14 protein-coding genes and 1 tRNA gene are annotated in these 12,992 nt (G+C 37.5%); 14 read left to right on the top strand and 1 reads right to left on the bottom strand.

What is annotated here, in order from left to right; genetic code table 11:
* Window positions 1–4: 4 nt before the first annotated feature.
* The 8 genes from ACPLVE_RS03880 to spoIVA all read left to right on the top strand — a co-directional run bounded on the left by ACPLVE_RS03880 (window position 5) and on the right by spoIVA (window position 7,296).
* Complete coding sequence (locus tag ACPLVE_RS03880) at window positions 5–208, top strand: capping complex subunit for YIEGIA (protein WP_424610001.1); 204 nt, start codon at window positions 5–7, stop codon at window positions 206–208.
* An 8-nt stretch (window positions 209–216) separates the two neighbouring features.
* Window positions 217–648 (top strand): DUF3189 family protein, encoded by a 432-nt coding sequence (locus ACPLVE_RS03875; RefSeq protein ID WP_424610000.1) that lies wholly within the window; start codon window positions 217–219, stop codon window positions 646–648.
* A 9-nt stretch (window positions 649–657) separates the two neighbouring features.
* Window positions 658–1,122, top strand: coding sequence for a DUF3189 family protein (locus ACPLVE_RS03870; protein WP_424609998.1), 465 nt, complete (start codon window positions 658–660; stop codon window positions 1,120–1,122).
* A 56-nt stretch (window positions 1,123–1,178) separates the two neighbouring features.
* Window positions 1,179–2,492: a DUF512 domain-containing protein gene (locus tag ACPLVE_RS03865; protein WP_424609996.1), complete on the top strand. Its 1,314-nt coding sequence runs from the start codon at window positions 1,179–1,181 to the stop codon at window positions 2,490–2,492.
* Window positions 2,493–2,497: 5 nt separating this feature from the next.
* The gene (gene der / locus ACPLVE_RS03860; RefSeq protein ID WP_424610101.1) at window positions 2,498–3,817 is read left to right on the top strand and encodes a ribosome biogenesis GTPase Der; all 1,320 of its coding nucleotides are present in this window, start codon (window positions 2,498–2,500) and stop codon (window positions 3,815–3,817) included.
* An 18-nt stretch (window positions 3,818–3,835) separates the two neighbouring features.
* On the top strand, window positions 3,836–4,432 hold the full coding sequence (gene plsY / locus ACPLVE_RS03855; protein WP_424609994.1) for a glycerol-3-phosphate 1-O-acyltransferase PlsY: 597 nt from the start codon (window positions 3,836–3,838) through the stop codon (window positions 4,430–4,432).
* A 15-nt stretch (window positions 4,433–4,447) separates the two neighbouring features.
* Window positions 4,448–5,440 (top strand): NAD(P)H-dependent glycerol-3-phosphate dehydrogenase, encoded by a 993-nt coding sequence (locus ACPLVE_RS03850; RefSeq protein WP_424609992.1) that lies wholly within the window; start codon window positions 4,448–4,450, stop codon window positions 5,438–5,440.
* A gap of 377 nt (window positions 5,441–5,817) precedes the next feature.
* Window positions 5,818–7,296, top strand: coding sequence for a stage IV sporulation protein A (gene spoIVA / locus ACPLVE_RS03845; RefSeq protein WP_424609990.1), 1,479 nt, complete (start codon window positions 5,818–5,820; stop codon window positions 7,294–7,296).
* 44 nt (window positions 7,297–7,340) lie between these two features.
* Here spoIVA and ACPLVE_RS03840 read toward each other — a convergent pair.
* Window positions 7,341–7,416 (bottom strand) — tRNA-Pro (locus ACPLVE_RS03840).
* Window positions 7,417–7,571: 155 nt separating this feature from the next.
* Between ACPLVE_RS03840 and ACPLVE_RS03835 the strand changes: the two genes are divergently transcribed.
* The 6 genes from ACPLVE_RS03835 to ACPLVE_RS03810 all read left to right on the top strand — a co-directional run bounded on the left by ACPLVE_RS03835 (window position 7,572) and on the right by ACPLVE_RS03810 (window position 12,896).
* Window positions 7,572–8,339 (top strand): LamB/YcsF family protein, encoded by a 768-nt coding sequence (locus tag ACPLVE_RS03835; protein ID WP_424609988.1) that lies wholly within the window; start codon window positions 7,572–7,574, stop codon window positions 8,337–8,339.
* Between the two features lie 32 nt (window positions 8,340–8,371).
* Window positions 8,372–9,118, top strand: a complete 747-nt coding sequence (gene pxpB / locus ACPLVE_RS03830; RefSeq protein WP_424609986.1) for a 5-oxoprolinase subunit PxpB — start codon at window positions 8,372–8,374, stop codon at window positions 9,116–9,118.
* Window positions 9,119–9,122: 4 nt separating this feature from the next.
* A complete protein-coding gene (locus ACPLVE_RS03825) occupies window positions 9,123–10,130 on the top strand; it encodes a biotin-dependent carboxyltransferase family protein (RefSeq protein ID WP_424609984.1) in 1,008 nt (335 codons plus the stop codon).
* 117 nt (window positions 10,131–10,247) lie between these two features.
* Window positions 10,248–10,667, top strand: a complete 420-nt coding sequence (locus ACPLVE_RS03820) for an acyl-CoA thioesterase (RefSeq protein WP_424609982.1) — start codon at window positions 10,248–10,250, stop codon at window positions 10,665–10,667.
* Between the two features lie 391 nt (window positions 10,668–11,058).
* Window positions 11,059–11,436: a RidA family protein gene (locus ACPLVE_RS03815; protein WP_424609980.1), complete on the top strand. Its 378-nt coding sequence runs from the start codon at window positions 11,059–11,061 to the stop codon at window positions 11,434–11,436.
* Between the two features lie 71 nt (window positions 11,437–11,507).
* On the top strand, window positions 11,508–12,896 hold the full coding sequence (locus tag ACPLVE_RS03810) for a tryptophanase (RefSeq protein WP_424609978.1): 1,389 nt from the start codon (window positions 11,508–11,510) through the stop codon (window positions 12,894–12,896).
* The last annotated feature ends 96 nt before the right edge of the window (window positions 12,897–12,992 follow it).

The raw sequence follows: 12,992 nt of genomic DNA, 5'->3' as shown, positions 1-12,992 counted from the left end.
TAGAGTGGAAGTCCATGTTACCGGTTTTGTCGTGGCGATAGTTGTGTTAAGGAGTGCAAAACACAATGTTTCAAGTGGAACAGCACCTATAATTTATGTAGACACTGAGGAAGAACAACAGAAAGTATCTATGTATATGAGTCGAATTTTCAAGGCAGCGGTACATGACCTTGAGAATGGGGTATTTATTTTAGTTAAACAATATTAGGTGATGCTATGAAAGTGATTTATTACAGTTTTTGTGGATGTTATTCTTCACCTATTTGTGCCTATCTCCACCTGAAGGGAAATGCAGATATTGGGGAGGAAGAATTTTTTAAGATTCCATTTTTTCTTGAAGTAGATTATGGAGATATAAGATACATGGGCAAGGATGATTATGAAAATGAAGTTTATGTGATGGGAGTAAAAAGTTTCGGTGAGAACATCAAGAGGACTTTGAAAGATTTGATGAGGGTTTTTGATATTGATGAAGATGTGATATTCATAGATACTTCTCATTATGACATTAAATTCTTGATTTTACTGATGAAGTTGAGAAATAAAAAAATATTTAAAAAAGCTGTAGAAAAAATTCTCTATAGATACTACATAAAGAAAAAAAGGGATATGAAACGGTTTGTTGAAAAATATAAGAGAATTTTATGAGGTGACCAAATGGTAATAATTTATATGTGTTATGGAAGTGCTCATTCTTCCGTGGTAGCGGCTTCTATTCACGTCGGTCTTTTACCTTTAAATAGAATACCTACCTTTCAAGAGATTCTTTCACTCCCTCATTATGATAAGACTGCCAATGACGAAATTGGCACCCTTTTTTATATGGGAAGAGATGAATTTGGAAATGAGGTTTACATAGTTGGGGCTAGGAATGGAAGAGATATTGTGACAAAAGCTATTTACAGCTTTTTAACGATTTTTGGTATTAGTAAAAAAGAAATATTGGTTGTGGATGCATTGCCGGCTATTGGTTTAACTACAAAAATTGGAGGATTTGCTTCCCGAAGACTGGGTATTATTTCATTGGGGAGACCAATTACAGTCTATGGGATTTTGAAACGATATAAAAATTTTGTGGAATTAGTAACAGATATTAAAACAAAGTTGCAAAAAATCTCTTGACGTATTTTTAAGATTAATTCATAATTTAGTAGGGGAGGAGATTTAGGAGGAATAGTATGAATAAAATAATGATAAAAGACATCGTAAAAGGAAGCATCGCGGAAGATTTAGGCATACGAAAAGGAGATAGATTAATTTCATTAAATGGGAAACAGGTTATTGATATAATAGATTATCGATACGAGATGGCAAATGAATTTGTAGAATTAGAAATTGAAAAAAGTTCAGGAGAAAGATATGTGTTTGAAATTGAAAAAGATTACAATGAAGATATTGGATTGATTTTTGAAGAAGAACTGATTGATAGGCCTAAAAGATGCCAAAATAAGTGTATTTTTTGTTTTATCGACCAATTGCCTAAAGGAGTAAGAAAATCCCTATTTTTTAAGGATGATGACTACAGACTTTCCTTTCTCCAGGGGAATTTTGTAACTTTGACTAATGTAAGTGAAGAAGAGCTTGATAGAATCATAAGGTATAAACTTTCTCCTTTATATGTTTCAATTCACACTACAAACAAAGACCTTAGGGTAAAAATGATGAAAAATCCTAAAGCCAGAAATGTAATGGAATACTTAAAAAAACTGGTTCAAGGGGGAATTGAGATTCACGGTCAGATTGTGTTATGTCCTGAAATAAATGATGGAAGAGAACTTGACAAGACGATAGAGGACCTATCTTTTCTTTATCCAGGAGTTAAATCTGTTGCCATAGTTCCAGTGGGACTTACTGACCACAGAGATAATTTATATCCTCTTCGCCCTTTCACTCCTAAAGAGATGAGGGAAGTAATAGAACAGGTTTCGTCATGGCAAAAAAAATTGAAGGAGAAATTAGGAACCTCTTTCGTTTTTTTGTCTGATGAGTTTTATGTGATGGGGAAATTGCCAATTCCTGATTATGACCACTATGAAGGCTTTCCGCAAATAGAAAATGGCGTTGGGCTTATGGCTTTGTTTAAACGCCAGTTTGAAGAGGCACTTAGAAGAAAAAAGACCTTAATAAGGAGAAAAAACAATCAATCTTTTCTAATTGCTACAGGGTTTGCTGCTTATGATTTTATGAGGGATATATCACAAAAACTCGAAAGTATAGGATTTGACGTTGAGGTTGTACCAATAGTAAATAAGTTCTTTGGTAAAAACATAACTGTGGCAGGACTTGTAGTGGGAAAAGATATAATAGAACAGCTCAAAGGTAAGGCAAAGGGCAAGACTTTGGTCATTCCCCGGGTAATGCTAAAAGAAGGCTCGGATATATTTTTAGACGATGTAAACTTAAAAGAAGTGAAGAATGCCTTGGAAACAGAAATAATTGTTTCTGAAGTTGATGGAAGAGACTTTTTACAAAAGATATACAGAGGTAGGTGAGGCGAATGTCAAGAGCAATGGTAGCTATTGTCGGAAGACCAAACGTTGGGAAATCCACTCTTTTTAACAGAATTCTTAAAAAAAGGGTATCAATTGTTGAGGACATACCTGGAGTTACAAGGGACAGAATATACGGGGATGCAGAATGGCTTAATAGGAAGTTTATTTTGGTAGATACTGGCGGATTGGATCCTGACCCAAAGGATGTGATCTTTTCGAAAGTGAAATTGCAAGTAGAAGCGGCTATTGAAGCAGCGGACTTGATTTTGTTTGTGGTTGATGCGAGAGAGGGACTTGTCCCTGAAGATGAAGAAATAGCCAATATGCTAAGGAAAACCAAAAAAGAAGTGATTTTGGTTTGCAATAAAGTGGATAGTTTCAAAGAGATGCCTGCGAGTTTTTATGACTTTTTCAAGCTGGGTTTAGGAGAACCTGTACCCATCTCTGCTTCAAATGGGCTTGGAATAGGTGAACTTTTGGATGAAGTGATAAAGAGGTTGCCTGAAAATGATGTAGAATATGAAGAAGAAACGATTAAAATTGCTGTGATTGGGAAACCCAACGTAGGAAAATCTTCTTTAGTAAATCGCATACTAGGGGAAGAAAGAGTCATTGTAAGTGATATACCAGGAACTACTCGAGATGCAATAGATACTCCTTTTACTAAAGATGGAAAGAATTATATATTAATTGATACTGCTGGAATAAGAAGGAAAAGCAGGATAAGTGAGTCGATAGAAAGGTACAGCGTTTTAAGGGCATTGTCTGCAATTGAGAGGGCTGATATATGCCTTCTCATGATAGATGCTACAGAAGGACCTACGGAACAAGACACGAAAATAGCAGGTTATGCCTTTGAAAATGGAAAGGGAATCATAATTCTTGTGAATAAATGGGATGTTGTTGAGAAAGATAGCAATACTTATAAAGAATATACAGAGATGATTAGAGAAAAACTGGCTTTTATTTCTTTTGCGCCTATACTTTTTATATCTGCCAAGACAGGTCAAAGAATTCACAAAGTTTTGGAAACTGTAGATAAAGTGTGGGAAGAATATAATAAAAGAATTACTACAGGGCTTTTAAACAATGTCTTAAATGAAGCAATGCTCATGTTTCCGCCACCTTCTTCTAAAGGAAGACCTGTAAAAATATACTATGCTACACAAGTAGGAACAAAGCCACCAACTTTTGTAATTTTTGTGAATGAACCCGAATTGTTGCACTTCTCTTATGTGAGATTTCTTGAAAACACAATAAGACAAAATTTTGGCTTTGAGGGAGTGCCTATTGTGATTTCTACTAAAAAAAGAGGGGAAGATTAAAGGGAAAGGGGGGAGAAGATGAAATTTGTACTCGTTGCTGTTTTGGCTTATTTAATTGGCTGTATAAATAATGCATATATTTTCACAAAATACACTAGAAATATTGACATAAGAAATTATGGGAGCGGCAATGCTGGAGCTACTAATGTCTTAAGAGTATTGGGTCCTAAGGCAGCAGCGCCTGTTTTTGTGCTCGATGTGTTGAAAGGGGTAGTAGCAGTTTTACTTGGAAAGTATTTCATAGGAATGCCTGGAGCGTTGGTTGCCGGTATAGCTGTTGTGTGCGGGCACAACTGGCCGATATTTTTAAAGTTTAGGGGTGGAAAAGGAGTTGCCACAAGCGTAGGAGTGGTGATGACTATAAATCCCTTTTTAGGACTTATTGCTCTTGCGGTTGGAGTAGCGGTAATTGCTATAACTCGCTATGTATCTTTGGGGTCTATGACAGGTGCTATTACTTTTGCTCTTTTGAACATATTTTTCCCTAATTCAGTTCAAGTTTTAACTTTTGCAATAGTCTTAGCGTTGTTAGTAATATTTAAGCATCGCTCTAATATAAAGAGGTTGATAAACGGGACTGAATCTAAAATAGGGCAGAGAGCCCAAATAAAATAAGAAAGGGAAAGAGAGATGAAAATAGCGGTACTGGGAGCAGGGAGTTGGGGAACTGCTATAGCTATTCACCTTGATAAATTAAACCATCAGGTAAGGCTGTGGATGAGAAGTAAGGAGCAATTTGAGGAACTTATTGCAACACGGCACAATTCGAGATACCTTGACGTGGACCTTCCCTCAAGCATTTTACTGTACAATGACTTAGATAAAGCAGTAGAAGATTCCGAAGTAGTGGTCATTGCTGTTCCTTCCCATGCTGTAAGAGAAGTATCCGAAAAATTAAAAGGGAAAATCTCTAAAAATGCTATTGTTGTCAATCTGGCAAAAGGGATTGAAACTTCTTCATTGAAGAGAATGTCTGAGGTGATAAAGGAATACCTTTCAAACCCTGTGGTAGTGCTGTCAGGACCAAGTCATGCGGAAGAAGTAGTAAGGCAGATTCCTACGGCCTGCGTACTTGCTTCAGAGGACGTTAAGGCTTGCGAATTCATACAGGAGGCTTTTATGAATGAGACTTTCAGGCTGTATGTAAATACCGATGTAATAGGAGTGGAACTAGGAGGAGCTTTAAAGAATATAATCGCTTTAGGAGCGGGGATTTCCGACGGGCTTGGTTTTGGGGATAATACAAAAGCTGCTCTCATGACAAGAGGGCTTGCTGAGATTACAAGGCTGGGAGTGGCTATGGGGTCAGACCCTTTGACTTTTCTGGGATTGGCGGGGGTCGGGGACCTTATTGTGACTTGTACAAGTAATTATTCAAGAAATAGGAGAGCAGGGATTTTAATAGGCAAGGGGAAAAGTTTAAAAGAAGCGTTAAAAGAAATAGGGATGGTAGTGGAAGGCGTAAATACTACTAATTCAGCTTACAGGCTTTCACAAATATATAAAGTGGATATGCCAATTACCAAAGAGATTTATTCTATAATTTTTGAAAATAAAAGCCCTTTTGAAGCGGTTTATAATTTGATGACGAGAGACAGAAAGCACGAGTTACACGGAATTTAATCTCCGGCTTTGCCGGAGATTTCAGACTGTTGACAAAATAAAGGAGTGGCATTTTGTGTGTAAATGCGATTTGTTGCCAAAGCGGTAACTAAACTTGGCGAACTTAAGGAGCGAAGGCGGGGCGAGCGAAGCGAGCGACCACTTGAGCCCAAAGGGCGAATTGGTCGGAACCCCGCCTGAGCCCGAAAAGGGAGCCTTAGTTTAGTCGCTTTGCAACTCTGGAGCATTAACACAAAATGCCACTTAAATAAGAAGGACTTTGTCAACAAACTGAATCTCCGGTTTTGCCGGAGATTTTATATTTAATCATATAACTGTGGGGTAAAAGCATATATTAGGAATGAGGATGAGGGACATAGCCAAAAGGAGGGAATAAAGTGGAAGGCTACGACATCTATAGAGACATTGCTGAGAGAACTCAGGGAGATATCTACATAGGAGTTGTTGGCCCTGTTAGAACAGGCAAGTCGACTTTTATTAAGCGTTTTATGGACATATTAGTGCTTCCTAACCTAGAAGAAGCTCCTTTAAAAGAAAGAATAAGGGATGAACTTCCTCAGAGCGCTGCTGGAAAAACAGTTATGACTACAGAACCCAAGTTTGTTCCAGAAAAAGCAGTGGAAATAACTATAAACGAAAACACTAAGTTTAAAGTAAGGCTTGTGGATTGCGTTGGATACATGGTAAAAGGAGCGCTAGGCTACATGGAAGGAGACAAACCCAGAATGGTTTCTACACCTTGGTATGACTACGAAATACCTTTTGAAGAGGCAGCGGAGATAGGGACAAGGAAAGTGATAAGCGACCATTCTACTATAGGATTGGTAATTACTACGGATGGAAGCATTACGGAAATACCAAGAGAAAATTACATCCCTGCCGAGGAAAGGGTTATAAAAGAATTAAAAGAGCTAAACAAACCTTTTATAATTCTTCTCAATACCACTCATCCGCAGAATACAGAAACAATGAATTTAGCAAGTGAACTGGAGAAAAAGTACGATACACCTGTGATTGTAGTCAATGTGATGCAGATGGAGATTAAGGATATTTACAAAATTTTAGAAAAAGTGCTTTTTGAGTTTCCAATCAGGGAAATTGCCATTGACCTTCCTACATGGGTGGATGCTCTTGATAAAAACCACTGGTTTAAAGAAAATGTGCTTTCTACGGTAAAAGAGAGCGTAAAAGATTTGTATAGGCTAAGAGATATTTCAAATCTTGTAGGCGGGCTTAAAGCAAATGAAAACTTTTCAGAGGTGTTTATAAAAAAGATTGCTCCCGGAGAGGGAAGTGCCAATATTGAGATTAAAACTCATGAAGGCTTATTTTTCAAAATTTTAAGTGATGAAAGCGGGCTTACAATCAAAAATGACAAAGAATTGATGAGTGTTATAAAAGAACTGGCACATGCAAAAAGACAGTACGATAGAATAAAAGAGGCATTTTTAAAGGCACAAGAGACAGGAGTAGGGGTAGTTCCTGCGAGTTTAGAGGAGATGAAATTTGAAAAGCCTGAAATAGTGAGGCAAGGGGGAAGATTTGCGGTAAGGCTTAAAGCCTCTGCACCTTCCTATCATATTTTCCGCACAGATATAACAGCAGAAGTGACACCTGTAGTAGGTACAGAAAAGCAAAGCGAAGACTTTGTAAAATACATAACAGAGCAGTTTGAAAATGATCCGGAAAAAATTTGGGAATCCAACATATTTGGAAAGACATTGAGCGATCTTGTAAAAGAAGGCATGCAAAACAAAGTAAGTGCAATTCCTGAAAATTTAAGTCATAAATTGAGGGATACGTTAGAGAGGGTAGTAAATGACAGTGGCGGAGGAATAATATTCATAATCATCTAAACAAAAAGACCACTTACATGGGAGTAAGTGGTCTTTTTTTTCACTGGTCTGAGTGGGGGGACTTGAACCCCCGGCCTCCAGAACCCCATTCTGGCGCGCTACCAGCTGCGCCACACCCAGACATTCTCTAGTCTATCTTTATTTTAGCCTAAAATAAAGAAAAAATCAAGAGTTTATGTTTAAAGGAGGATTACAATTATACTATGTAGAATATCTAAACTTGTCAGGAGATTAGAATACATAAATTTGTAAGGAAAAGAAAGGAGGGTAATCCTATGTACAGAGTGGATATAAATAGCGATATTGGTGAAAGCTTTGGTGCATATAAAATAGGCATGGATGAAGAGATAGTAAAATACATTTCCTCTGCCAATATCGCGTGTGGATTTCATGCAGGAGATCCAATGGTAATGGCTTTGACTGTTGATCGTTGTTTAGAAAATGGGGTTTTAATAGGGGCACATCCTGGTTTCCCTGATTTGCTGGGATTTGGAAGGAGAAATTTGGATGCTTCTCCAGAAGAAATAAAAAATTATGTAATATACCAAATAGGAGCGTTGCAGGCTTTTGCTGAAAGCAGGGGTATGAAATTACAGCACGTGAAGGCGCATGGAGCGCTTTACAACATGGCGGCAGTTGATGAAAAAATTGCCATGGCAATTGCAGAAGCTATAGCATCTGTGGATAAAAATCTAATATGTGTGGGGATGGCAAATACGGCAATGGAAAAAGCAGCAGAAAAAGTTGGTTTGAAGTTTGCTTATGAGGTGTTTGCAGATAGAAATATAAACCCAGACGGCACTTTGGTTTCCAGGAAGCACCCCAATGCTATAATTCGCGATGAAGAACTTGCCTGCAAGAGAGTATTGAGGATGGTAAAAGAGGGAGTTTGTGAAGCTATAGATGGGACTTCGGTAAAAGTAAAGGTGGATACTATATGTGTCCATGGGGATAATCCCAAGGCCGTAGAATTTGCAAAAAAGATAAGAAAAACTTTAGAAGAAAATGGGGTAGAAATCCTTCCAATGAGCAAATTTGTATAGATTATGGATATAGAATTAAGGAGCTGAGAGGAATGTATGAAAAACCCAGAATATTACCTTTTGGAGACAAAGGGATTGTGGTTGAATTTGGCAACGAAATAACTGTAGAGTGTAACGAAAAAGTTGTAAATCTGTATCGAATATTAAAAAAAGAGAGCAAAAAAGGAATAATTTCTATGATTCCTACATACAGGTCTTTGCTTATAAAATACAATCCTTTAGAAATTTCTTATAATGAGCTCGTAAAATATGTTTCAGAGAAAATAGGGAGAGAAGAAATAAAAGAAGAATTTAAACCGCAGGTATATGAAATACCAGTGGTATATGGAGGAGAATTTGGACCTGACCTTGAATTTGTAGCCAAATATAACAATTTGTCTATTGAAGAGGTGATAGCAATTCACAGTGCTCCACTCTATAGAATTTATATGGTAGGGTTTACTATGGGTTTTGCGTATTTAGGCGGAATGTCCGAAAAGATTGCGACACCTCGACTTGAGACTCCTCGCACAGAAATAAAAGCGGGATCTGTGGGGATTGCTGGGAATCAGACGGGCATTTATCCTCTTTCAAGTCCAGGAGGGTGGCGTATAATAGGGAGAACTCCTGTGAGATTGTACGATCCGGAGAGAGAAAAGCCAATTTTATTTGAGGCAGGAAACTATATAAAGTTCATTCCCGTCTCTGAAGAGGAATATTACAAAATAGAAAAAGAAATACAAGAAGGTAAATATCAACTGCGCATTTACGAATATCTAAATCATAATTTGAGTGGGTGATAAAATGGAATGTTTTAAAGTATTAGAGCCGGGATTATTTACTACTATTCAAGATTTAGGTAGGTTTGGCTATGAGAGCCAGGGAGTTCCTACTTCTGGAGCAATGGACGAATTTGCATTTAGGATAGCTAACAGACTTTTAGAAAATGAAGAAAATGATCCGTGTTTGGAAATTACTCTTGTGGGACCTACTTTAGAAGCATTAACTGATACTTTTGTAGCTGTGACAGGAGCAGAGATGCAACCTCTGGTCAATGGTATACCAAGACCCATGTGGTCTTCTTTTCCTGTGCGAAAAGGGGATATTTTATCTTTTTCTCCTATAAAGTCTGGATTAAGAGTGTATCTCGCAGTTAAGGGGGGATTTAAAGGGGACTATGTGATGGGAAGCGTTTCAACGTACACTCGCGGCAAATTGGGAGGCTTTAAAGGAAGGCGTTTAGAAAAAGGAGATATACTTGAAAAAAATCCTTCTTCTCAAGCTTCACTTCAGGCAAAAAAGGTACGTGAAAGGTATATTCCCTCTTATTCCTCTGAAGAAGAGGTGAGGGTTATACTAGGTCCCCAGGATGACTATTTTGAAGAAGAAGCTATAAAGGTGTTTTTGACTTCTTCTTATGTCATTAGCAAAGACTCAGATAGAATGGGATATAGATTAGAAGGGCCTTTCCTCAAAGCAAAAGAAAGATATGATATCGTTTCAGACGGGCTTTTACCAGGAGCAGTTCAGGTACCTGCAAATGGGCAACCTATTGTGATTTTGAAAGATGCGCAGACCACAGGTGGGTATACAAAAATTGCTACGGTAATTTCTTCAGACCTTTCTAAAATAGCTCAATTAAAGCCCGGAGATAGGATTAGATTTAAGGCAATAAACCTGGAAGAAGCCCAAAGGGCTTTGGAAGAGATGGAAAAATTAATAGATGAGATAGAAATTTCTGCAAAAGAGATAAAGTACTTTACAGTGAAGATTAACGAGGAGTTTTTTGATGTAAGTGTAGAACCTTTTTAGTTCATATATATGATTACTGGTTTTAATAATAGACGATTGACAAAATTTCGGGATCCGGTTATTATGAAAGGGGTCCCGAAATTTTATTTTATAAAAACTGGGCAGGAGGAAGAAAAAATGAAGGAGATAAGCGTTGCTCATCTTGTAAAATCGGAAGATTTAAACCATCATGGTACACTTTTTGCTGGAAGGATTGCAGAATGGTTTGTAGAAGCCTGTTTTATAGCCGCTTGTGATCTTGTAAAAAAGCCTGAAAATATAGTGTGTTTGAAGATTCATGGATTAGAGTTTAGAAAAAGTGCTACAAAAGGCGATATAATAAAAATAAAGGCAAGCGTAGTTTTGACTGGAAGGTCCAGCATAAAAACTTACGCAAAAGTATACAAAAACGATGAAGAAGAACCTATACTTGAAGGTTTTGCTACATTCATTCATGTAGACGAAGAAGGGAAACCAGTTCCTCACAATATTGTACTTCCTGAACCAGAGAATGAAGAGGAGATGAGATTGAGAGAAATAGCTTCCAAGCTAAGATAAAAGAAGAGGGGCGGACTTCTCCCGCCTCCTCCAGTTATTAGAGGCTTAAGGTGTGTAGAGGTGGAAATATGGTTTACGAGAGAAAATCTCTCCTTTTTACCATACTCACCACCCCCTTCACCTTTTCCAGCCTCCACTTTAATAATTACAACAAAGGTCAGGGAAAGTCAAAGTCAAATAAATAGATTTGATTGCGATTTTCCAGCAAAATTATTGAAAAACTACGGAAAATCTCTATTTTTCTTCTGTTTTCGATTATTTACACTTTCTTAATTGTATGTACAAAAATTTTATAATCCTTAAAAAATTATTGAAAAAGCGCAAGTTTAAGTGATATAATATTCATGGACAACGTTTTATGTGGGAAAATAAATAGAAGGGATGGGGATAGATGAAGACAATTATAAATACCGATGCTGCTCCAAAGGCTATAGGACCCTATTCACAGGCAGTTTTAGTAGACGGATTTTTGTACACAGCGGGACAGATAGCTATTGACCCTGCTACGGGAGAAATGATAGAGGCTGATATTGAAAAACAAACAGAAAGAGTTTTAGAAAACATACGTGCCATTTTAAAAGCTGCAGATATGGATTTTAATAATGTTATAAAAACTACAGTATTTGTCACGAATATGGGAGATTTTGCAAAGATTAATGAGATTTATGGGAGGTATTTTAAAAACAATCCTCCTGCTCGTTCACTGGTAGAAGTAAAGAGTTTACCTAAAGGTGCTCTGATAGAAATAGAAGTAGTAGCTCATAAATAGAAAGTTTCCTCTTTTTAAGCTTTTATTAAACGATTACAAATGGGGGATAAAAATTTTTAGGAGGGATCAATGTGTACGATGATTTAATTAGAATGGCTGAGCCTTATAAGATAAAAATGGTCGAACCATTAAGGATTACTACACGTGAAGAAAGAATAAGGCTTATAAAAGAAGCCGGGTATAACTTGTTTTTATTAAAATCTGATGACGTGTACATTGACCTTTTGACAGATAGCGGTACTGCTGCGATGAGCGATTATCAATGGGCAGGCATGATGCTGGGGGATGAATCTTATGCAGGAAGCAGGAATTACCACCATCTGTGTGAGGTTGTTCAAGATATTTTTGGCTATAAATATGTTGTGCCAACCCATCAAGGGCGCGGAGCTGAAAAGGTGTTGTTTCCTCTTCTCATAAAGAAGGGACAGTATGTACTTGGTAACATGCATTTTGATACCACAAAGGCCCATATTGAGCTGGCAGGCGGAATTGGTATAGACATGGTGATAAAGGAAGCTGAGGACACAGAAAACTACCATCCTTTTAAAGGGAATTTTGATGTTGAAGCTTTGGAAAATTTCATAGAAGAAAAAGGTCCAGAAAATATAGCATTTATTTTGGCGACAGTTACTTGCAATAGTGCAGGTGGACAGCCTGTGTCAATGGAAAATATAAAAGAAGTAAGGAGAGTAGCAGATAAATACGGTTTGAGGCTTTTCTTCGATGCAGCAAGATTTGCAGAAAATGCTTATTTTATAAAGCAAAGAGAAAAGGGCTATGAGAACAAATCTATTAAAGAAATAGTGAGAGAAATGTTTTCCTACGGCGATGGATTTACAATGTCTGCTAAAAAAGATGCTCTTGTAAATATTGGGGGGCTTATTGCCATAAAAGACGATGAAGAATTGTTTACAAAAGTTAAGACGATGCTCATACCCATGGAGGGTTTTGTGACATATGGTGGCCTTGCAGGAAGAGACATGGAAGCCATGGCGAGGGGATTGGAAGAGGTCCTTGACGAAAATTATCTTGCTTGGAGAATAAATCAGGTAAAATATTTGGGGGACAAGTTGAGAGAGGCCGGAATACCGATTCAGTATCCGACTGGAGGACATGCTGTATTTATAGATGGCAAAAAGTTTTTGCCTCATGTTCCTCAAGATCAGTTTCCTTCTCATGCGATTTGTGTAGAACTTTATATAGAAGCTGGAATTAGGGCTGTAGAAGTAGGAGCTCTTTTAGCAGGAAGGGACCCAGAGACGGGTCAAAATAGACTTCCAAAACTCGATTTTGTTCGACTTACTATTCCAAGGCGAGTTTACACTAATAGCCATATGGATGTGGTGGCAGAAGCCGTTAAAAGAGTATATGCTAGAAGAGACCAGATAAAAGGTTATAGGTTTGTGTATGAACCGCCGATTTTAAGGCATTTTACAGCGAGATTGGAGCCGGTAGAGTAAAGATGGCATTTGCCATCTTCTCAGATTGTTGACAAAGTTTAAAAAGTGGCATTTTGTGTGTAAATGCGACTTGTTGTCAAAGCGGTAACTAAACTT

Origin of the sequence: Caldanaerobacter sp. (genome assembly GCF_049701115.1) — a bacterium.
Classification (GTDB): Bacteria; Bacillota; Thermoanaerobacteria; order Thermoanaerobacterales; family Thermoanaerobacteraceae; genus Thermoanaerobacter.
Note: the sequence above shows the minus strand (reverse complement) of the source record. Positions and strands in the feature narration are given on the sequence as shown.

Excerpts from the sequence above, each read along its gene's own strand:
- ACPLVE_RS03820 (WP_424609982.1), top strand. The coding sequence starts at position 10,248 with ATGAAGGAGATAAGCGTTGCTCATCTTGTAAAATCGGAAGATTTAAAC.
- ACPLVE_RS03875 (WP_424610000.1), top strand. The coding sequence starts at position 217 with ATGAAAGTGATTTATTACAGTTTTTGTGGATGTTATTCTTCACCTATT.
- ACPLVE_RS03825 (WP_424609984.1), top strand. The coding sequence starts at position 9,123 with ATGGAATGTTTTAAAGTATTAGAGCCGGGATTATTTACTACTATTCAA.
- ACPLVE_RS03815 (WP_424609980.1), top strand. The coding sequence starts at position 11,059 with ATGAAGACAATTATAAATACCGATGCTGCTCCAAAGGCTATAGGACCC.
- pxpB (WP_424609986.1), top strand. The coding sequence starts at position 8,372 with ATGTATGAAAAACCCAGAATATTACCTTTTGGAGACAAAGGGATTGTG.
- der (WP_424610101.1), top strand. The coding sequence starts at position 2,498 with ATGTCAAGAGCAATGGTAGCTATTGTCGGAAGACCAAACGTTGGGAAA.
- plsY (WP_424609994.1), top strand. The coding sequence starts at position 3,836 with ATGAAATTTGTACTCGTTGCTGTTTTGGCTTATTTAATTGGCTGTATA.
- ACPLVE_RS03865 (WP_424609996.1), top strand. The coding sequence starts at position 1,179 with ATGAATAAAATAATGATAAAAGACATCGTAAAAGGAAGCATCGCGGAA.
- ACPLVE_RS03835 (WP_424609988.1), top strand. The coding sequence starts at position 7,572 with ATGTACAGAGTGGATATAAATAGCGATATTGGTGAAAGCTTTGGTGCA.
- ACPLVE_RS03870 (WP_424609998.1), top strand. The coding sequence starts at position 658 with ATGGTAATAATTTATATGTGTTATGGAAGTGCTCATTCTTCCGTGGTA.
- ACPLVE_RS03850 (WP_424609992.1), top strand. The coding sequence starts at position 4,448 with ATGAAAATAGCGGTACTGGGAGCAGGGAGTTGGGGAACTGCTATAGCT.